A 20,738-nucleotide genomic window follows, 5' to 3' on the forward strand; every position below is an offset into this window, starting at 1 on the left:
GTGCTGCAGGTAGCGTAATGAATGAAGATGCGGCGCTGGGTTAGAAGGGCTAGAAGCTAGTGCGGCGCTATGTATTTTTCATATACCGAGAGGAGGCGTTAACTTGCTTAACGCCTCCTTTTTATTTACTTTTCGAATTATTCGTTACATGTCTGAGTGGCGTTCACGCTTGGCGTTCGCTAATTTTCTGATCGCATCCTTAAGTGAGGCACCAGCAACTAGCTTAAAGTTTTGGGTCTCGCTAGGCATGACGTTTCTTCCATCTTGTACTACCCAAAGCCCTTCGGTGAACCTTCCTCCCAAGTTAGCGTTGGTTACATCAAGCCCATCTGTTTCAGACACGCCGTCAATTTGTGCGGCTTTATCTGCCGTAATTTGAACAAGCCCCATAAGTTCCAAGACTTCAGGGTTTTCAGGGTGTACGTGATAGATAGCATAGCTGTTATTACCCTGACTAGATGCGATTAGGTAAGTTTGTGCATCTACATTAAACAGAGCCAAACCTTCTATATCAGCTTCTACCGGAGCTTCTATCTCAGCGATTAACTGTGGCTGATTGCTGTTTGAAGTAATATCCAAGGCCCAAATCCCAGCACCTTCCTCACCTAGGTAGGCAGTTCTTGTTTTAGTATCCACTACACATCCTTCTGGCTGTGAGGGCAGTGAAAAGGACTGTGTTAAATGTCCATCAACAGATTTGTCTGGAGCGATAGACACGCTATATCGCTCGAAGCGGCCACTGGTGTCGTTAGCAAATACATGAGCTATTCCGCCTGACACAAACAGGCACATGCCGTATATATCATTGAGTGTAGTGCTTATGTGGCCAAGTTGAGTCATATGACCGCGTTTATCTATTTCAAATACAGACAAACTGTTATTCGACCGGTTTGATGCCACTGCGATATCGATAAGTGGCGTATCGCTTTGCAGAGCTTTGGTTTCTGCCACAGATACCTTGTATCCCACATCAACGTTATTCACTCTGCCAATAGGAAGGCTTTGCACTAGCTTGCCGGCTAAGTCATAGCTATTTAATGCGCCTTTTTTGTCGGTGCCGATTACGCGACTTTGTGAAGGGGCATTCGAGTTTACCCAAATGGCAGGGTCGTCAGCAGCGTCGCCATGATTTTCCACTGGGTCAGTTTCAACATCGGGTTTGACCTTGATAGTGAGGTTTGCATGTTGGGGTTCGCTGTTATCTGTATGCACTTCCTCTATGTAATTTTCTTTTGGCGAGGTGGCTTTAATATGGGTGTCGCATTGTCGATGAAGTAAAGCTGCGCTTAGTTTTGAGGGAAGTTCGGCAGAAAACACGTCGCCTGATTCATCATCATCAACAACGAGAGAAATATGCGTGCCTTCTTCACTTAACGACAGGTGAATGAATTCAGGCTGAATAAAAGTAGACTTGTTGGTTGCGTTCACCTGGCGATCTGCTGAGTCACTTTCGTTCGCCGTATTCATTAGCGAGACAAATTGCGTAAGACATGGCGCTTTAAGCCATACCCCGCTGGCATCCGGACTCACCCAGGCAGCGATATCCACGCCATCTACCGTCGTTGAAGATAGGGTGGCTACACCTTCAATGGCAACATCTTGATCGTGAAAAATAAGGGTTTTTGCTAGCTCACTTTCAATATCGGTATCTAATTGCCACACACCGGCAAATTCGTCAGCAAGGTATAGCGTTTCGGTGTTGGCATTTATCGCGCAACTTTTAATGCCTGGACCTATCGCAAAGTCTCTAAGCGATAAAAAGCGCCCGTTGTAAAATTCATACTGATTCAATGTGCCTGTCGCATCGATATTAACAATTTGCAGTTCGCCAGCGCTTGATGTTGTAGCACAAATGGCTTCAGAACCTTTGGTCAACTGGGTTTGCGGTTGGTAAACCTCAAGAGACGCGGCGTTAATGCGATACACCTCTATGTACTGGGTGTTGTTATTGAACACTACTAAAGACACCCATTGTTTTGAATTAGACTCCACAACTTCAGCATTTGCTAAGGTGTAATGTCCCGCAATGAAGTGTTTTTTTCCTTCAGAGTTGCTTAGTGAAATACCCTTATGTTCGTTAACATTAATGTTGATAGCGTGGGTGTCATCGTAAACTTTATGTTTGTGGTTGGCGCGAGCGTCCTTGCTAATGTTGTTAGCATGGGTGTCTTTGTAAGCGTCTTTGTAAGCGCTTTTGGTGTTAGAATGGTCGGCGTGCGTTTGGTAGTGCAGAGTCAGGCCTAAACCCTTTTTTAGCTTTGTTAGCGGTAATGCGATGTCTTGGCTTTCTGCTTTTACTAGCTGGCTTTCGCTGTGTGCTAACTTGATATTTGCACTGGTATCTGCGCTGGTATTAGTATCGTGAGAGGCTGCGCAACCGAACAAAGTCAAAAGTGTGCTTGAAAGTGCCGCTGTGGTAAATGTGGTTTTAAAAACTGTTTTGGTGTGACGCTGATTGGTCATTGTTGTTATTGTCCTGAAACTTACTGAGATCAAACCATGCATGGCCCATCGACTAAAACATGGCTTACAGATTATTAAGAGCAAGTTCAAAGGCCAAATTACCTACGGCCTTCAAACCCGATAATTAACTTTCGATATACCTGCCTAGTTAAGCTGCCAAGTAAAGCCAAGTTCGAACGTGCGGCCGTATTCTTCATACTGCGCGTTTTGGTTGCGCGTATCGAAATAGTTGTAGAAAGGTTCGTCACCTAAGTTGATGCCGTTGAAATACACCTGCATGCTGTCGTTGATGTAGTAGCGCGCCATGAAATCAACCTGTACGTGGTCGTCTTCAAATCTGAGCATGTCACCATCAATCTCTTCGAAATTGTCGCTTTTATAGGTGGTGGCTAGACGTACACTGAAGTCATTCGCTTCGTACCCAATGGTGATATTGCCAATGCGGTCTGATTGATTTGGTAACTGGGTTTCAAATTTTTCGCCATCTAAGAAGGTAGTCGCTTCAGAATCGGTAAAAGTAGCATTGGCGGAAATAATAAAGCCATTGTTGAAGGCTTTCACCCAAGAGAGTTCTAAGCCAGTTAAATCGGCAGAGTCGCCGTTTATCGGCTGTATGACTTCTTCAAAGCCTTCCCAACCAGTAGTGCCTGCAACATCAGCGTACACAACAAAATTGTCGATATTTTTGTAGAACAGCCCCGCTGAAATTACACCAATGTCACCCGGGTAGTACTCAATCGACAAATCAACGTTTTGTGCTTCGTAAGGTTGAAGGTCAGGGTTGCCAACTTCCGCCTCTCGTTCAGTAACAAAGACGCCATCATTTTCTTCCGTTTTACTCTCGATGATTTGAAATGCCGCTACATCTTCAAACTTTGGTCTTGAAATAGTTTGGGTGTAGGCAGCGCGAAGCTGAAGTTTATCTGAAACAGTGTATCTGGCATTTACACTGGGTAACCAATGATCGTAGTCGCGCTCTGCTTCCCATGGCGTATTTACCACTTCTTCCACGTCGGTTTCTTCGTTTTCTACAAGCTCTACTCGCATACCCGATGTAGAAAAGTCAGTACGTTCATAGCGTACACCTGCTACCAAATGAAGTTTATTTATATCTACGCTGCCCATGATATAAGCGGCAAAAATATCCTCTTCATTCACATAGGTCGCGCCACGAGACTCTACTTCAGAATTTAGGCTGTCTAATTCCAAGCTCTCGCGGTTTTCGTTAAAGTAGCTACGCATTTCACTTCGATTAAGCCCAGGCCCAAAGTCATCAAGAGAGTAGTCTGGACTGGCAGCTCCGAATTGCGAAGCGTCTAGGTCGTCGAATTCTCCATCAAAAATAGCGATGCTGCTGTCGCGGTCTTTTTCTCGGCTTCGGTATTTCGAGCCAATTTTTAACTCACCGATATAACCACCAAGGTTGATGGGGCGGGCGGCGTCGAATTTAATACTGGTTTCGGTATCTTTCGTGTAGTTATCTTCAAAGCTGATCTCATCGACTTCATAGGTTGATAAGTCCATGGCATCAGCGTTTTGTGACACGGTTGGACGCATAGTATTTAAGTCTGCGTCGATACTGTCATTTTCGGTTTTGAATACGTAATACAGTGCATCTGGCTCGTCTTCATCAGACTTTGCATAACCGAGCTGCCAGTTTGCTTTCCAGGTATCTAATTGGTGTTCACCACCAAGCGCCACAGTAAAAATACTCTGGCTTTCAAAGCGGTCTTTACTTTCTCTTTCTATTTCTGAGTCTTCGCCATCGAACGTGAATATATTACCTTGACGGTATTCGTCGTCAGAAAACTCACTGTAAAGTGTGCGAAGAAAGTATTGGTTGTTGAAGTCAGGACGAAAATCTATATTTAACGCACTCCCCAAACGTTCGCGAGTGATCGTGTAGTGACGTTGCTCAAGCTCATCGTCACCGTTACTTTCAACATTGTCTGAACCAAAATCTCGGTCAAAGTAGGAAATGGCGCCAGCCACCCCCCATTCAGGGGAAAGCTTCTTGGTAAACGTACCAGAAAGCTTTGGACTGGTTTCATCGCGTAAATCATTTTGACTGGCTTGCACGGTAATGCTCGCGGTATCACGAGCCTTATCAAACGCACTCACGCTTTTCACCGCGACTGAACCACCAATGGCGTCTCCGTCCATGTCGGGCGTTACCGATTTAGATACCTCCAACGTTTGGATGAGTTCAGAGGGAATAACGTCAAGGGCTACTGAACGTACGCCTGATTCAGGCGAGGGAATATTCAAGCCGTTAATGGTTACGTTATTCAAGTTGGGGTCGATACCGCGTATGCCGACGAAACGACCTTCACCCTGATCTCGCTCAATCGACAAGCCAGGTAAACGCTGTAACGACTCAGCAGCATTTTGGTCTGGAAATTGTCCAATGGCATCTGCGGATACAATAGACGAAATACGATCTGACGTTCGCTGCTGGTTTATGGCACTTGCCTGACCGCTTCGTTGACCACGTACCAAGATCTCATCGATGGTATCGCCGCTGCCAAACTCCACGGCTGCGCGCGCAATGCCGTTGTCCGTCACTTTTATCGCTTGCGTAACCGTTTCCTCACCAAGATAAGAAATTTCTAGCGTGTAAGTACCCTCTGGAATAGAGGGAAACCGAAATGTACCGTCTGTGCCAGCTTCAGTAGCCAGTCCTAATTCTTTAAGCTTAATTTGAGCACCGGTATAGCTGCGCGTCTGTGCGGTGTCTTTTACTGAACCGATAATTACGCCATCAGCAGCTGAAGCAGGTGTAGCGACGCTAAGGCCCATTGCCGCTATGCAGGCAAGTGTTAGAGAAGAGTACGCGGTTTTAATTTTCATTTATTTTCCAATTAATTAAGCAGTAAAAAGGCGTTTTGAATAAGTGCTAAGTAAGTGAATGAGTACCCTAAGAATGCTGCATGACAGTTATATGACGATTTGATGGAACAAGCGGTACACAATCGGTAATTGTCGCCTATTTGCAATTGGCTGAGCTAAATTGACCCTTGCTTAAATTACTGATTTTGTTTGGTTTGTGTGTCTTTTTTATGCTCCTAAAGTTCGCTGCCATCAAGATGTCACATTGCTGAGCCAAACTGACCCTCGACAGTTTCATCAAATTTGGGCAAGACTCTCGTTTTGTTATAAACGCTGGCGCCGGCCGGACTAACGCGTGATGTATCCAATTCAAGAGATTTCCAAAGAGAGCACTATGTTTACCTTTACAAATTCAACACAATTTAGACATCACAAGCTTTGGCTAGCATTTACATTTTGCGTAGTGGCGTTGGCGGTTTGTTTAGCTTTTATGTTTGGCGATGCAAAAGAAAGCACGGTGATATCAGGCCTCGATATTGTGGGGGAGGGAAGCATTGCTTTTTTAACCTTGGCGTGGATGCTAGCTGCGCTTGCCAGCCGTCCTCCAGGTAAAGTAACGAGCCTTCTCACGGTAGGACTCGGCTTCTTTCTATTTTCAGTCAGTTTAGATTTCTTGGATGAGTTTTTTCATTATCCTGAAGAGGCTTATTGGCTAAGCATGATTGAGTCTTATCCTGCGGCTGTGGGTATGGTAGTAATGACCGCGGCACTGTATCAGTGGCATCTAGAGCAGCGCGCGTTAAATTTGCAATTACGACGCAGAGAATGGGACTTTCGCGATCACGATGCTATCGATCCCATCACTCAGCTTTACCGCGCAGAATATTGGAAAACACAAATTAATAAATTACAGCAGTCTGGCAAGTCAGCTGTCATCGCCATTATCGATATCAATAACTTTTCTTTGTTCAACCAAAAACATGGGTATACAGAAGGCGATAGGTATCTGCACGATATTGCGCAGTTGGTTATCATGAATTTGCGTCAGCAAGATTTAGCGTGCCGCTATGCCGGTGATAGGTTTGCTATTTTGATGCCAGACGTCTCGCCCATGCTGGCTGACGTTATTCTCAGTGATATCAAAGTAAGTATTCAGCATCTTGCTTTTAGGCATAGCCTCAATGCAAACGCCATTTACACCACCGCTCGCAGTACTCAAGTGACTTTGTTACCTAACCAACGCCTTGCGACAGTGCTTAACACCATGCTCTTAGAACTTGAGCGTGCCCATGGTAGCGCAGCGTAATTAGGCCGGTTTGGTCAGTGTATTTGGCGATAGTAATTGGTAGGGGTAACCGGTGAAGATGAATGAAGATGCCTGCAGCGAGTAACTTATGGATTTAATGTTACCAAGACTAAACGCACTACGAGACTCTGAGGACGAAGCAGCAATTGCGGGTGCTGAGTACTGTCATTCAACTCGTCTTTCTGGAGTGGGTGTCTCTCTAAAAGATGATGCTGAAGCGCTTGGCATGGGTGTCTCTGTAAAAAGCGATGCTGATATGCTTAACATGGGTGTCACTGCAAAAGATGACGCTAATGAGCTAGGCATGGGTGTCATCGATAGTGCTGGTAGTGCTCATGTAGTGATGTCTAGCCAAGATAAAGTAATAGTTGGGTATTGGTTAGTGAGGGCAGCACTTAATGTGGCGCTCTCTCGTGGCGCGAATAAAAATAAGCTCTTGCGCGGTACAGGAATTTTTGAAGACGCGTTGCAACACCATTCACTACTAAGCACAAAGCAATACTCATCGCTGTTAGTGAATGTTCAAAGCCAGGCGAGAGGCGGCGACGTTAGTTTTTTGCTGGGGGGAGCTTTCGCCTCGCAGTGGCTATCTAGTCCACTTAATGCGCTCAATGCATGTGAAAATGTAGAGCAGCTACTTTTACAGCTGACTCAACGCCAAACATACCGGTGGTGTAGCCTACCGCTCTGTCAGTTTCAGCGTTTTGAAAACGCAGACCAAATAATGTTAGTGCCTCAGTTTACAGGGGTAAGCAGCAAACAGCTTCAGTTCTCCATTGAAGTGGCATTCGCAAGCATTGTTGCACTTATGAAAAGTATAGCGAATAAGCGAATTCGTTTATCTTTCTCTTTTACCGAGAGTCGACCAAGAAATATTGCTGATTACGAAACCCACCTTGGGCTTAAGTTATCGTTTAATCGCCCTTTTAATAGCATTTGCATTGAGAAAGACGTATTACGCCAACCTTTGGAGCTAACAGCTGAGTCGAATTGTTCTGCTGAATCGAATATTTCTCTGGAAGGTGTCGTTAGAAATAGCGCAACGCAAACAAAAGATGGGGCTTCTATTGAATTGCAAAACCGCTTGTCTTTGCCTGATTTTGTGCGGCGTTATGTTTATGCATCCTCCAACACACAGGCAGCAAATATCGGATTACCTGAACTAGCGGAAACCTTAGACGTCAGTGTGGCTACGCTAAAGCGGAAACTAAAAGAGTACGGCACTAGCTATCGCGCGCTCTGCGAGGAAGTACAGCGCAATCATGCACTTTTACTTCTTTCGGTGCACAAAGTGAGTAACGAGACGGCGGCCAATGCAATGGGCATTAACGATTTACCTAACTTTCGACGAACGGTAAAACGGCTTACAGGTAAAACCCCTAGCGAGCTTAGAATTTAACGTGAATGACTGATAGCGCCTATCCATATTTCTACGTAACAGCGCTATGCCACACACTTATGTCACACACCTGTGCGACACAGCTATGAAAAATAGTTAGGCGGCAGTCGCGTTCTACGGCTAAATGGTTGTAGCTTCACTCCTTTAATAACTCGAAATCTAATCGTAGCGTCTGGCACAGTGCAGATGAGTCAATTATTGGAAAGTAAATTTCTTTTCAATGCTTTAAAAACCTTTTATCCTTTGTAGCTTTAGCTTTTCACCGTTCAAGACCGTCAAAATATGGTTTCGTTGAAGCTTTTTCTTACGCATTCGCAACCGGCAGGTGGCTTTTCCGCGTAGCCTTTAAACTGTTGCTTGCAGGCAATAAAACCCAAAAAGAGAGTTTTCTGTGCACGAAAATAAAGACATTGCACCAAATTCTATTGCACCCAACCCGCTAGGTTTAACACCTATTTTGCTTTTTGTAATCCTTGTTGTGGTAACCGGCATTACTACAAACGACATCACTGCGATGCCTATTTTGGTGGCGTTTTTTATCAGCGCTGGCTATGGGCTATGTTTAAACCCGAAAGGGAAAAAGGTCAGCTTCTCTGAAAAAGTACAAACGTTTTGTAAAGGCGGCGGTGATAAAAACATTATTCTCTTGGTGCTTATATTCCTGTTAGCCGGTGCGTTTTATGCGGTGACTATAGATATTGGCGCTCGGGATGCCACGGTGAATATGGCACTTCAATTTGTGCCTTCTGCACTTATATTGCCAGGCCTGTTTTTGATTTGCTGTTTCATATCATTTTCAATGGGCACGTCCATGGGCACCATTACCGCGCTCTCGCCCATAGGTGCAGGTCTTGCCACAAGTTTAGGGCTGCCGGTGGAAATGGCGCTGGGTATTGTGGTGGGGGGCGCAATGTTTGGTGATAACCTCTCGTTTGTTTCAGACACCACCATTGCCGCAACCCGTACCCAAGGCGTACAGCTAAAAGACAAATTTAAGGCAAACTTAATGGTTGCTGTGCCGGCGTGCATCGTCACCATGGCGTTGCTGCTTATGGTGGATGTTGATACTTCTGGTATTGTTGAAGGTGGCAGCTACGATTTTTGGCGCATAGTACCGTACTTGTGCATTATCGCTTTTGCGCTAACAGGGTTTAACGTCATTAGCGTACTTGCAGTGGGTATTGCCAGTGCCTGCGTAGTAGGCTTGCTACAAGGAAGCTTTACGCCACTTTCAATGATGCAGAGCATCCAAAAAGGGATGGGCTGGATGCAAGATTTAGCGATGATCGCCATAACCATAGGCGGCATTGTGGCGCTTATGCACGCTAACGGCGGTATAACCTGGTTAATCGAGCGTTTAACTCGTAAGGTCACGTCAAAGAAAGGCGCTGAGTTCAGTATTGCTGGCTTAGTTAGCTTTTTAGATGTTACAACGGCGAACAACACTATTGCGATTGTTACCGCAGGTCCAATTGCTAAAGACTTAAATGAAAAATACGGTGTTGACCCTCGTCGTACCGCATCACTTTTGGATATCTTTTCGTGCAGTTTCCAAGGTTTAGTCCCTTACGGTGCGCAGCTTTTAAGTGCCGCGGCCGTAGTAGGTATTTCACCGTTAGCTATTACACCGTACTGCTGGTATCCCATGCTGATTTTCGTGTTTGGTGTGGCGGCCATTTGGTTCGGTTTTCCCCGTTTTAAAACGCCCCAAGACGATGAATTAACCCAAAGCGCTTAAATTCTCGTAACGCTTAACACGCTGGCTTTTTAGGGCGGTATCTTCTAGGATCACCGCCCGAATTTTATTGATGATTAGAAACACGCTTTAGGATGTCACTTTGTCTTCAACACTTGCAATAAAACCTCTTTACAACAAACTAGATGATTGTTTGAGCGCAGATAAATTTCGCTTGAAGCGCCGCATTACACAGCTTGCACAAAAAGTGAATGATACATCTGGTGTTGAAGGAAAAGGCGCGGAGAAAAATGCTGCTAATTCAAAAGGTTCAAAACGTGACAGCGTGGTTAGCGAAGAAAGCTTAAAAGCGCAGTTTGAAAAGCTCGAAGGCGACATCAATGCATCGATAGAAAAGCGTAACTGGCGTAAAGACAACCTACCTAAAGTTGAATACCCACCGCTGCCAGTTAGCGATAAAAAAGAAGATATCAAAGAAGCGATTGCGAATAACCAAGTGGTGATTGTTGCGGGTGAGACTGGGTCGGGTAAAACTACGCAGTTACCTAAGATATGCTTAGAGTTAGGTCGCGGTGTAAACGGCATGATAGCCCATACCCAGCCAAGACGATTAGCGGCGCGAAGTGTAGCCACTCGTATAGCCGAAGAGCTAAACACGCCGCTTGGCGAAAAGGTGGGTTTTAAAATTCGCTTTAGCGACCAGGTAAGCGAGCGAAGCTACGTTAAGCTTATGACCGACGGTATGCTGCTAGCTGAAATGCAGCAAGACCGCTTTTTAAATCAATACGATACTATCATCATCGATGAAGCTCACGAACGCAGCCTTAATATCGACTTCTTGTTGGGCTATCTGCGTCAGCTGTTAGACAAGCGCCCTGATTTAAAACTCATTATCACCTCTGCCACCATCGACCCAGAGCGATTCTCTAAGCATTTTAATAATGCGCCTATTATCGAAGTGAGTGGACGTACCTATCCGGTAGAAATTCGCTACCACGCGCCAGAAGATAATGATGACGATATTGATCAAAGCGATGCCATCGTAAACGCAGTCGACGAGCTAATGCGTGAAGCACCGGGCGATATCTTAGTGTTCTTAAGCGGAGAACGCGAGATACGCGACACCCAAGATGCCTTGAGCAAACAGCATTATCGCAACACTGAAATTGTTCCGCTGTATGCGAGGTTGTCGGCGGCAGAGCAAAACCGCATATTTCAGTCGCACAGCGGCAGACGCATTGTACTTGCCACCAACGTGGCAGAGACCTCGCTTACGGTGCCTGGCATTAAATACGTAATTGACCCGGGTTTTGCCCGTATTTCACGCTACAGCGCCAGAAGTAAAGTGCAGCGTTTACCTATTGAGCCAATATCTCAGGCGTCAGCGAATCAGCGGGCAGGGCGATGCGGCCGTGTGTCTGACGGTATTTGTATTCGTCTTTATAGTGAAGAAGACTATTTAGGCCGCCCAGAATTTACTGACCCAGAGATCCTGCGAACCAACTTAGCGTCGGTTATTTTGCAAATGCTTGCTTTAGGGTTAGGCGATATCGCTGCGTTTCCATTTGTTCAGCCGCCTGATAACCGCAATATCAACGACGGTTTCCGTTTACTTGAAGAAATTCAAGCTATCGCGAAAGGCAAAGATAACCGAAAAACCAAGCAAAGCGGCAAGATGCAGCTTACTCCGCTAGGTCGTCAAGTAGCACGTTTGCCTATCGACCCTCGCTATGCACGTATGGTGATTGAAGCCGAGCGCACGAACGCGCTCAGCGAAGTCATGGTGATTGCAGCGGGCCTCTCAATTCAAGATCCGCGAGAGCGCCCACAGGAAAAACGCCAGCAAGCAGACGAGAAGCACAGCGAATACCACGATAAAGATTCTGACTTTATCAGTCTTTACAACTTGTGGGTGGCGTTTAGAGAGCAGCAAAACGCACTGAGTCAAAACCAATTGCGCAAATGGTGTAAGCAAAATTTCATCAACTATTTACGTATGCGTGAGTGGCAGGACATTGTTAGCCAACTTAAAAAGTCTACCGCTGAGCTGGGCTTTGGCATTTCAAAGCAAGAAGCCGACTATCAGGCTATTCACCAAGCCATCGCCAGCGGCTTGCTGTCTCACATGGGCTTTAAAGATAAAGAGCGCGAGTATATGGGCTCGCGTAATTCGCGCTTCCTTATTTTCCCTGGTTCAGGGCTATCAAAGTCTCAGCCCAAATGGGTAATGGCAGCTGAGCTTGTAGAAACCTCTAAGCTATTTGCTCGTATGGTGGCAAAAATTGACCCAGCATGGGTAGAGCCTTTGGCCGAGCATGTTGTGCAAAGAAGCTATTCAGAGCCACACTGGTCTAAAAAGCGCGGTGCGGTGATTGCCTTTGAAAAAGTAACCTTGTTCGGGCTACCCATAGTAATGAAGCGTGCGAAGGTTTATAGCCTCATCGACCCGCCAATTTGCCACGAGCTATTTATCCGCGAAGCGTTAGTCGAGGGCAATACTAAGCTCAATTACAGTTTCTTACAGGAAAATCAGGCGCTGCTTGAGCAGGCTGACGAGTTTGAACAAAAGACCCGTCGTCGCGATTTGATAGTCGATGATGAAGAACTGGTAAGCTTTTACGCCAAGCGCATTCCGGTTGAAGCCAATAACGACGCGGCGTTTAAGAAGTGGTTTAAGCAACACGGAAGCAACGACAATTTAACGTTTAAAGAAGAAGACGTATATCGTCAGCAGCCTGGGCAGTCGGTAGCAAACGCATTTCCTGATGTATGGCGCCAAGGCAATATTACGCTGCCGCTTCGCTATAACTTCGAACCTAACGCTGAAGACGATGGCGTAACTGTGGTGATTCCGCTGCCTGTGCTTAACCAAGTCGACAATATAGGTTTTGATTGGCTGGTGCCGGGGCTAAGACACGATCTAATTGTGGGTTTAATTAAAACCTTGCCTAAACGCTTGCGTCGTAACTTTGTGCCTGCGCCTAATTTTGCTGAGGCGTGCCTTGCTGATATCAGTGAAACAGATAAGAACAACCGTCCGGTGCCGCTGCTTGAAGCTGTAACCGATAAGTTACGCAAAATGACGGGTGTAATTATTGAAAGCGAAGAGTGGAATTTAGATCAGCTTGATAAGCATTTGAAAATGCACTTTGCGGTAGTTAACGACAATGGTGACGATATTGCTAAAGGTGACGACCTGCACGCGCTTAAACAACAGTGTGCAGGGCAGGTGAAACAAACCTTTGAGAAAGCCGCAACACCGGAGTTAGAGCGAAATAACATAGAACAATGGGATTTCGAAAGCTTGCCAGAAACCTTCGTGCAGAAAGTAGGCGGGTTTGAAGTTCAGGCGTTTCCGGCTCTGGTACAAAAGGGCGATAAGGTAGATATTGCGCTAATTGAAGAAGCGGATAAAGCCCAAGTGCTGCATAAGCAAGGCGTGAATGTCTTGATTAAAAACGCGATGCCGTCGCCCCTTAATTATTTGCAAAGCAAATTACCTAATAAAGCCAAGCTGGGTTTGTATTTCAATCCATTTGGACAAGTGAAAGCGCTAATTGATGATTGTATTTTTGCGGGTATCGACGCCATTGTCAGTGATTACTGCAAAACCAATAACACCGACATTCGCAGCAAAGCCGATTTTGAGGCCTGTTTAGAGATTGCTCGTGCAAACATTAATGACAGGGTGTTAGAGATTGCCACGCAAGTGGAGCAGGGGCTTACCCTTGCGCACCAGTGCCAAAAGCAAATGAAAGGTAATGTACCGCTGACGATGATAAACGCCCTAGGTGACTGTAAAGCCCACTTGGCATCGTTAGTTTTTCCTGGTTTTGTTTCTGAAATTGGCGAGAGCAGATTAGATGATTGGAATCGTTACATTAAAGGTTTAGCTCGTCGGTTAGAGAAGCTCCCCATTGATCCCAACAAAGACAGAATGCATCAGGTCACGGTAGAAAAGTCGATTAAAGAATGGGAAAAGGCGTGCAGCAAATACCCCAAAGGTAAAGTACCTCAAGCTCTTAATGACGTGCGCTGGATGATAGAAGAATTACGGGTTTCCTTGTTTGCGCAGCAGCTTGGTACGGCTTATCCCATTTCGGCTAAGCGTATCACTTTGCACCTCGCTGACTTTTAAAAAAAGGCGTTAGGTGTAAGCTAGCATCAATGGACCAGGCTAGGGCATGAGGGCACATATTTGTTATCGCAAACAAAACAGCGGGCAGAAACGGCTGAGTCGCTGATTTAAGTGGGAAGGTAGTCGAAATTAGACCAAAGTACACTTTTAATAATTGTTGAATAAATATTATACAGTTCGATTGACAAGTTACCGGCATCGCCCTATAACATCAAATGTAGTCGTCAGCGTAACGCTAAAAATCAGGAGAAGTAGACATGTTGGGATACGACGATAAGCGAAATTTTTTCAGGATGATGGTAAATTCGCCTTGTCAGTTGCAAATTACTGATGATGAGTCGAGCCGCACCATGCAGGCAATGTGTAGAGATATCAGTGCTACAGGTATGTCTTTGGAAGTCGATGAACCCTCAATTGAGGTGGGTACACAAGTGAGTGTTGCAATAGAGTCATCTAGTTCGCAAATCCCATCTTTGGCAGCATTAGCGACTGTTGTGCGCTGTGAACCTGAATCCGAGTCAAGCTGCATTATAGGCGTCGAAATTTCTCAGATGAAATAGTCTAATCTAACGTGTTAGGGCGGGGTAAAAGCTTCGCCTTTTCGTGTCTAACTAAAAAAACAAAGCGTCAGGGTCTACATCAATGACGTACTCGCGGTGTTGCTTCTTTCTTTACACTCCTATGTTGACCAGCCCGTTGTGGTTTGAAAACAGTCTTTCAGCTTTCATATACTAAACCGAATAGGCCGTTCAGTTTTTTCTATTTTAACTCTTAGTCTTAATTGCTAATAATTCTCATTAACGAAAAAGCAAACTGATTTAATATTTTGAGAGAGCGATGAATATGAAAAAGACGATGACCTTTGCAGTGATGCACTTTTCAGTGGCCTTTACGGTTGCCTACTTATTGACAGGAAGTGTGGTAGTAGGCGGTGCTGTAGCGTTGGTTGAGCCAGCCATTAATACCGTAGCGTTTTATTTTCACGAGATGGTGTGGAAGAAAGTTGAAGAAAAAGAGGGTGTTGGTAAGGAACAGTCAGATGATAGTTCACAACAGTTATCAAGTCGCTTTTCTAACAATGAGATAACCTTTGCATCTTAGGGGAATGGATTTACCTTCGTAAGCTTTTCGCACAATGTAATGTTAGCTCAATGGATTTCGTTAAGCGCCCTATACATCAACAAGGGCGCTTTTTTAATAGCTAGTCGTCGGTGACTTCACACACTAGACCTTTCAAGTAATAGCCTTCTGGATAGCTGCCAATGATAGGATGATCTGAGGCTTGATTAAGCCTTGCGATAATTTTGATAGTACGACCTGCATCAAGTGCAGCGTCTGCCACAACTTTCTGGAATAAATCTGCCGGCATAAGGCCAGAGCAGCTAAATGTAAGCAGCAGCCCACCAGATTTAACAGCATGTATGCCGTACATATTAATGTCTTTATAGCCGCGGGCAGCACGGTTTAATGTTGCCTTGCTGTCGACAAACTTTGGCGGGTCGAGTATCACCATATCAAACTGTTTGCCCTGCTCGTGATACTCCCTGAGTGCCTTAAACACGTCTTGGTTTACGTAATTGGCTTTGTTTTCGTCTAAACCATTGATGGCTACATGGTGCTTAGCCAAATCAAGAGCAGGCTGAGATACATCAACGTTTGTCACTGACTTAGCACCGCCAGCAAGTGCATAACAAGAAAACGTACCTGTGTAGCTAAAACAGTTGAGTACGTCGGCATCTTTCGCGTAATGTGCAGCCGCCGCGCGACTGTCTCGCTGATCTAGGTAAAAACCGGTTTTATGGCCGTTCTCGATATCAACCACTATGTTGATGCCGTTTTCTTTTACTGTAACTTGCATAGGTGGTTCACCATGCAGTACACCAGTTACAGGCTCTAAGCCTTCTTTCTTGCGCACGTCCACGTCGCTTCGCTCGTATATGTGTACATTAGGCATCAGCTTAGTAATTGCCCACACTATCTTATCTCTGTGTTTTTCGCCGCCCGCGCTCAAAAGCTGAAGTACTGCAACGTTGTCGTATAGGTCTATAGTGATCCCTGGAAGGCCATCACTTTCAGACGCTATCCAGCGAAACGCGTTGGTTTTGTTTGGGTCAAACAAGCGTTTGCGAAGGGCTAGTGCAGTTTCTAAACGGCGTAGGAAAAATCCGTTATCAATGCTTTCGTCTTTTTTGAATGTCCACATACGAACGCGAATTTTTGAATTTGGAGAGTAAGCGCCTCGCCCTAACCAGTCGCCTTCAGAGTCAAACACGTCTACTGTATCGCCAACTCGCGCGCGGCCCTTTAGTTCAGCCACAGCGCTTTCGAATACCCAAGGGTGTTTGCGGCGAAGTGATTTGTCTCTGGATGGCTGTAATATGACCTGTGCTGACATGAAGGCTCTCGTACTAATTTAATAAATGTGAAACAGAGTTAAGCGAACTTACTCGCTTATGAGAATGGTCGCGATTATACGCAATTTCATAAGTTCTGTGTTAATAATACCAGTCCGCATAGATCATTACCCACTCAGCGAGAGTTAAAATACTCTATCCGGACTGGTATAAACATAAAAAAACCCAAACTGTTTGATATAAAAGTACGTAGCCAAATTACGATTGGAATTTAAGACTAGGATTGGATGTAAATTATGCGATATGTCGATTTTGAAAAAGGATGCGGCCCAAGCGAACTTGTTGTAAAGGAATGTGAAGGGCTGTCGCTAGCACCAGGGAAAGTAAAAGTTGACGTAAAAGCGTTTGGGGTGAATCGTGCGGATACCTTACAACGCCAGGGGAATTACCCACCTCCACCAGGCGAGAGCGATATTCTTGGATTAGAGGTAGCTGGCGTGGTGTCAGAGGTTGCCAGTGACGTTACTGCATTTAAAGAAGGTGACGAGGTATTCGGTTTGGTTGCAGGTGGCGGCTATGCCACTGAAGTGATGGTTAATCCAGCCCATTTAATGCCCATCCCCAAAGGCATGCCGTTTTTTGAAGCCGCGGGTTTGGCCGAAGTGTTTCTTACGGCATTTCAGTGTTTGCGCACAATCGCGCATGTAAAGCCGGCTGAACGGGCGTTAATTCATGGCGGTGCAAGCGGTGTAGGGCTGGCTGCCACGCAACTTTGTCGATATTGGGGCGTACACAGTGCGGTAACGGCTTCAAGCCAAGATAAGCTTTCGTTGTGTGAAAGCAATGGCGCAGAGCATCTTATCAATTATAAGCAGCAACAGTTTGATGATGTGCTTAAAAAAGTCTGGCCTGAAGGGGTTGATATGGTGCTTGATATGGTAGGTGGCGACTACCTCAACCGTAACCTTAAAATACTGAAACAAGATGGAAAAGTGGTTTACTTAGCGATGCTGGCAGGGAGATATGCTGACAACCTCGATATGGCTATGCTGTTAGGTAAAAGGGCGTCCATTATTGGCACGACACTTAGAAATCGAAGCGACGATTATAAAGCTGATCTAATTCGTGACTTTACTACCGTATGCTTGCCCGCTTTTGAGAATAAAGAGCTTAGGGTGAATATCGATACTCACTATAGCATTGAAGATATCAGCGAACCCCACGTGCGTTTGGAAAACAACGATACGCAGGGCAAGCTGGTTCTTTCTTGGTAAATTTGCTTTACAGTAAGCTTATCTAATTGCCAACGAAGCCTTCGTCGGGTTTCGTTGGATTGGCTTCTGCCGCATTGCGGGCCAGGTCGTCACAGCGCTCATTTTCAGGGTGCCCCGAATGGCCTTTTACCCAATGCCAGTTTACCTGATGCTTTTTTACCGCTTCATCTAGTCGCTTCCACAAATCTGCGTTCTTGACGGGTTTTTTATCTGCCGTGCGCCAACCGTTCTTGCGCCAGTTATGGATCCACTGATTAATACCATTTTTTACGTACTGGCTGTCGGTAGTTAATTCAACGTTGCACGGTTCGTTTAAACTATTAAGCGCTTCGATAGGGGCTAATAGTTCCATACGGTTATTAGTTGTGTGGGCAAAGCCGTCGCTCAACTCTTTTCTATGCTGCTTGTAAATCAGTACAGCTCCGTACCCGCCCGGTCCAGGGTTGCCTAAGCACGAGCCGTCGGTGTATATATGAATGGTCTTTTGAGCCACAGCGTTTCCTTTGATTTAACTGGCTTAATTTATATTGTCTTTTCCCTTAGCGGATTGCGAAGGGGTTGATATACTATCAAAAAATGAAAGTGTAATTATAGTAGAGGTTCCATGCGCCAAATTGTTCTCGATACTGAAACCACAGGTATTGATCCCAAAGAAGGCCACCGCATTATCGAAATAGGGTGTGTTGAAGTTGTTAACCGCCGATTGACGGGGAATCACTTTCACGTTTACATCAATCCGGGCCGTCACATTGAACAAGAGGCAATTGAAGTCCACGGTATAACCAATGAATTTCTTGCCGACAAGCCTACCTTTTCTCAAGTGGCTCAGGAGTTTGTGAGCTTTATCAAAGGGGCACAGTTAGTCATTCACAACGCGCCTTTCGACGTTGGGTTTATGGATCACGAGTTTGGCATGGAAGCGTCTACCAAAGGCGTTATTACTAACCAAATTTGTGATGTTCTCGATACACTTACTCTTGCTCGCCAAATGCACCCAGGCCAAAAGAACAACCTTGATGCATTGTGTAAGCGTTATGGTATAGACAATAGTCATCGTACCCTTCACGGCGCTTTGCTGGATGCGGAAATCCTGGCAGATGTTTATCTGTTGATGACCGGTGGGCAAACCAAGCTTAAACTGGCGTCTAGCTCTGGCAGCGACGCTGACTCAACTGCCATTCGTAGAATTAACCGAAGCGCAAATAAATTAAAGGTTATTAAAGCCTCCGCCGATGAAATAATACAGCATGAGGCCCGCTTGGATATTGTCGAAAAAGCGGGTGGCAAATGTTTATGGCGTCCTCAGCCTGAAGAGGTGTCTTAGCAGAACATAATCAAACAGAACTAAAATAGCCAAACAATGCAGGAGCAGCGTAGCGTGAGAGTGTGGTTTTATTGGGTAATTTTTTTATCATTGTTTATACACTTAAGCGCTGGCGCTCAGTCGCAAGAAGACGAACGCGACGCTGCAAGGCAGCTTGCTGATAGCGCTGTACAAAATGCTCAATCAAGCAACGCAACAATAGATACATCTCCTCTTACAGAGCTTGGTGATGAATACACCAACTCCATTCAACTGTTACAAAACCGCTTTCGCGTTGACTATAACGTTAAAGAAATCACCATGGTTTTCTTTAGGGAGTACGGTTCTGCTCCTGTAGTGCTGGTTAGACCCGATGGTTCAAAGCTATTTCAAGGGCGCGTCGACGAAGAAAAGGTGCAGTGGTACGACGCTGATACCTTTGACATGATCACCGTCAAAGATCCTGTGCCTGGGCCTTGGCAAGCTGTAGGTCAAGTATTACCGCAAAGCCGTGTAATGGTTTTGTCTAATGTTGAACTTCATGCTGAGCCGTTACCGAATGTGCTGTTTGCCGGCGAAATACTCAAATCCACAGCCTATTTAACCAACAACGGCAAGCCTATAGAAAACAAACAGTTCAGAGATGTCGTCGACTTAGATATTGAGTTTAAGAGTACCAATAATCCTAACTATGGCAACTTTGGTACAAATGACCAGCGCATAGCGACATTTAAAGACGATGGACGAGGGATGGATGAGCGTCCAGGAGATGGTGTTTTTACTGGCCAGTTCAACTTGAAAATACCGGCTGGTGAATGGAAGCCTATTTTTCGCGTAAGCACACCAATGTACACCCGCGAGCAAATAGGCGAACTTATCGTCTTACATGAAAATCCCGTGTCTATTGATGTTGAAATGGATGGAGGCGGAGAGGGCTATCATAAAATTATTATTGATGTAGACCGTGAATTAGTCGACATCGAGTCACTGCTAGTCGATGGCAAAGTGAAGTTTCCTAATTCCGATATGCAGAATTTTTCGCTAACAGAAGGCGGTGTGGATCCTCGAGAGCACTTAATTGTCGCCTACGAAGAAGGAATTTTTAGGGTAAAACTCACTGCTTACGGTACGACAATGGATGGGCGCGATTTTATATTAGATGTCCCTGAATATAGTTTTGTGGCAGAGGGACCAGCCGAGCCTGAGGTTGAAGACCCTTTAATCAATGGAAAAGATCCTATCGTTGATGGCAGTGCACCCTTAATAACGCAACCTGAAGTGCCACAAGACGATATGCAGCCAAATTCGGTAGAAGATGAAATGGATGATGGGACGCTAACCCTCATTCTGGTGGCCGTAAATGGGTCTATAGTGCTCATCGGAGTAATCGCTGCTGCTGTAATTATTATTATGCGAAAAAAGGCGTCTGCGCCTAAGCAAGCAAATAGTACTGCAAAGCCATCGGGAGAAACCACCGATGCTGACCTTACTATGGAATCTGAACCTAAGGGGTTTAAAAAACTGCTAGGGCTATTCAAAAAGCGTGAAAAAGCTGACAAGGAATAGCAGGGAGACTAGCGCTTCAGTTTAAGGCGTCGCTAATTTGTTCAGTTTGAATTTTATTTCGACATAATGCCTATTTAACAGGCAAACAAACCGCAGATGACAATTTTATTAATAAAAAGCGTTGACTCCACATAGGGGAATACGTATTATCTGCGCCGCAGTCAGGGGACAGGGCAACAACAGCCAAGTCAACTCACTGATAACATTGAAGATGTGGAGCGGTAGTTCAGTTGGTTAGAATACCGGCCTGTCACGCCGGGGGTCGCGGGTTCGAGTCCCGTCCGCTCCGCCACTCTTTCAATGGTATAACTAAAAGGTCTTCGGAGCGGTAGTTCAGTTGGTTAGAATACCGGCCTGTCACGCCGGGGGTCGCGGGTTCGAGTCCCGTCCGCTCCGCCATTTAGTTATAC

The 20,738-nt window shown here is 45.5% G+C and carries 13 protein-coding genes and 2 tRNA genes; 11 read left to right on the plus strand and 4 right to left on the minus strand.

Annotated features, from left to right (window positions below; all coding sequences use genetic code 11):
* Positions 1-144: 144 nt before the first annotated feature.
* Positions 145-2,463: a phytase gene (locus tag BIZ39_RS04445; protein WP_187446449.1), complete on the minus strand. Its 2,319-nt coding sequence runs from the start codon at positions 2,461-2,463 to the stop codon at positions 145-147.
* 144 nt (positions 2,464-2,607) lie between these two features.
* The gene (locus tag BIZ39_RS04450; protein ID WP_187446450.1) at positions 2,608-5,313 is read right to left on the minus strand and encodes a TonB-dependent receptor; all 2,706 of its coding nucleotides are present in this window, start codon (positions 5,311-5,313) and stop codon (positions 2,608-2,610) included.
* A 373-nt stretch (positions 5,314-5,686) separates the two neighbouring features.
* On the opposite strand from BIZ39_RS04450, the gene BIZ39_RS04455 reads away from it, so the two are divergent.
* The 6 genes from BIZ39_RS04455 (at position 5,687) to BIZ39_RS04480 (ending at position 14,932) form a co-directional block, all read left to right on the plus strand.
* Complete coding sequence (locus BIZ39_RS04455; RefSeq protein ID WP_187446451.1) at positions 5,687-6,598, plus strand: diguanylate cyclase domain-containing protein; 912 nt, start codon at positions 5,687-5,689, stop codon at positions 6,596-6,598.
* An 88-nt stretch (positions 6,599-6,686) separates the two neighbouring features.
* A complete protein-coding gene (locus BIZ39_RS04460) occupies positions 6,687-7,997 on the plus strand; it encodes a helix-turn-helix domain-containing protein (RefSeq protein ID WP_187446452.1) in 1,311 nt (436 codons plus the stop codon).
* A gap of 391 nt (positions 7,998-8,388) precedes the next feature.
* Positions 8,389-9,735: a Na+/H+ antiporter NhaC family protein gene (locus BIZ39_RS04465; protein WP_187446453.1), complete on the plus strand. Its 1,347-nt coding sequence runs from the start codon at positions 8,389-8,391 to the stop codon at positions 9,733-9,735.
* Positions 9,736-9,835: 100 nt separating this feature from the next.
* Positions 9,836-13,831 (plus strand): ATP-dependent RNA helicase HrpA, encoded by a 3,996-nt coding sequence (gene hrpA / locus BIZ39_RS04470; protein ID WP_187446454.1) that lies wholly within the window; start codon positions 9,836-9,838, stop codon positions 13,829-13,831.
* A gap of 257 nt (positions 13,832-14,088) precedes the next feature.
* A complete protein-coding gene (locus BIZ39_RS04475) occupies positions 14,089-14,391 on the plus strand; it encodes a PilZ domain-containing protein (protein WP_014949177.1) in 303 nt (100 codons plus the stop codon).
* Positions 14,392-14,674: 283 nt separating this feature from the next.
* A complete protein-coding gene (locus BIZ39_RS04480; RefSeq protein ID WP_187446460.1) occupies positions 14,675-14,932 on the plus strand; it encodes a DUF2061 domain-containing protein in 258 nt (85 codons plus the stop codon).
* 100 nt (positions 14,933-15,032) lie between these two features.
* Here BIZ39_RS04480 and BIZ39_RS04485 read toward each other — a convergent pair whose 3' ends face one another.
* Complete coding sequence (locus tag BIZ39_RS04485; RefSeq protein ID WP_014949179.1) at positions 15,033-16,226, minus strand: class I SAM-dependent rRNA methyltransferase; 1,194 nt, start codon at positions 16,224-16,226, stop codon at positions 15,033-15,035.
* Positions 16,227-16,481: 255 nt separating this feature from the next.
* Here BIZ39_RS04485 and BIZ39_RS04490 point away from each other — a divergent pair, with 255 nt between their 5' ends.
* A complete protein-coding gene (locus tag BIZ39_RS04490) occupies positions 16,482-17,459 on the plus strand; it encodes an NAD(P)H-quinone oxidoreductase (RefSeq protein WP_061094833.1) in 978 nt (325 codons plus the stop codon).
* 22 nt (positions 17,460-17,481) lie between these two features.
* On the opposite strand, the gene rnhA is transcribed toward BIZ39_RS04490, so the two are convergent.
* Positions 17,482-17,952: a ribonuclease HI gene (rnhA, locus tag BIZ39_RS04495; protein ID WP_014979088.1), complete on the minus strand. Its 471-nt coding sequence runs from the start codon at positions 17,950-17,952 to the stop codon at positions 17,482-17,484.
* A 111-nt stretch (positions 17,953-18,063) separates the two neighbouring features.
* On the opposite strand from rnhA, the gene dnaQ reads away from it, so the two are divergent.
* From dnaQ to BIZ39_RS04515, 4 genes are all read left to right on the plus strand, one after another.
* Complete coding sequence (gene dnaQ, locus BIZ39_RS04500; protein WP_187446455.1) at positions 18,064-18,783, plus strand: DNA polymerase III subunit epsilon; 720 nt, start codon at positions 18,064-18,066, stop codon at positions 18,781-18,783.
* Positions 18,784-18,837: 54 nt separating this feature from the next.
* On the plus strand, positions 18,838-20,328 hold the full coding sequence (locus BIZ39_RS04505) for a TIGR03503 family protein (RefSeq protein ID WP_187446456.1): 1,491 nt from the start codon (positions 18,838-18,840) through the stop codon (positions 20,326-20,328).
* A 215-nt stretch (positions 20,329-20,543) separates the two neighbouring features.
* A tRNA-Asp gene (locus BIZ39_RS04510) sits at positions 20,544-20,620 on the plus strand.
* A gap of 30 nt (positions 20,621-20,650) precedes the next feature.
* Positions 20,651-20,727: transfer RNA gene (locus BIZ39_RS04515), tRNA-Asp, on the plus strand.
* Positions 20,728-20,738: the final 11 nt, after the last annotated feature.

Origin of the sequence: Alteromonas sp. BZK5 (genome assembly GCF_014349115.1) — a bacterium.
In the GTDB taxonomy this organism is placed as follows: domain Bacteria; phylum Pseudomonadota; class Gammaproteobacteria; order Enterobacterales; family Alteromonadaceae; genus Alteromonas; species Alteromonas macleodii.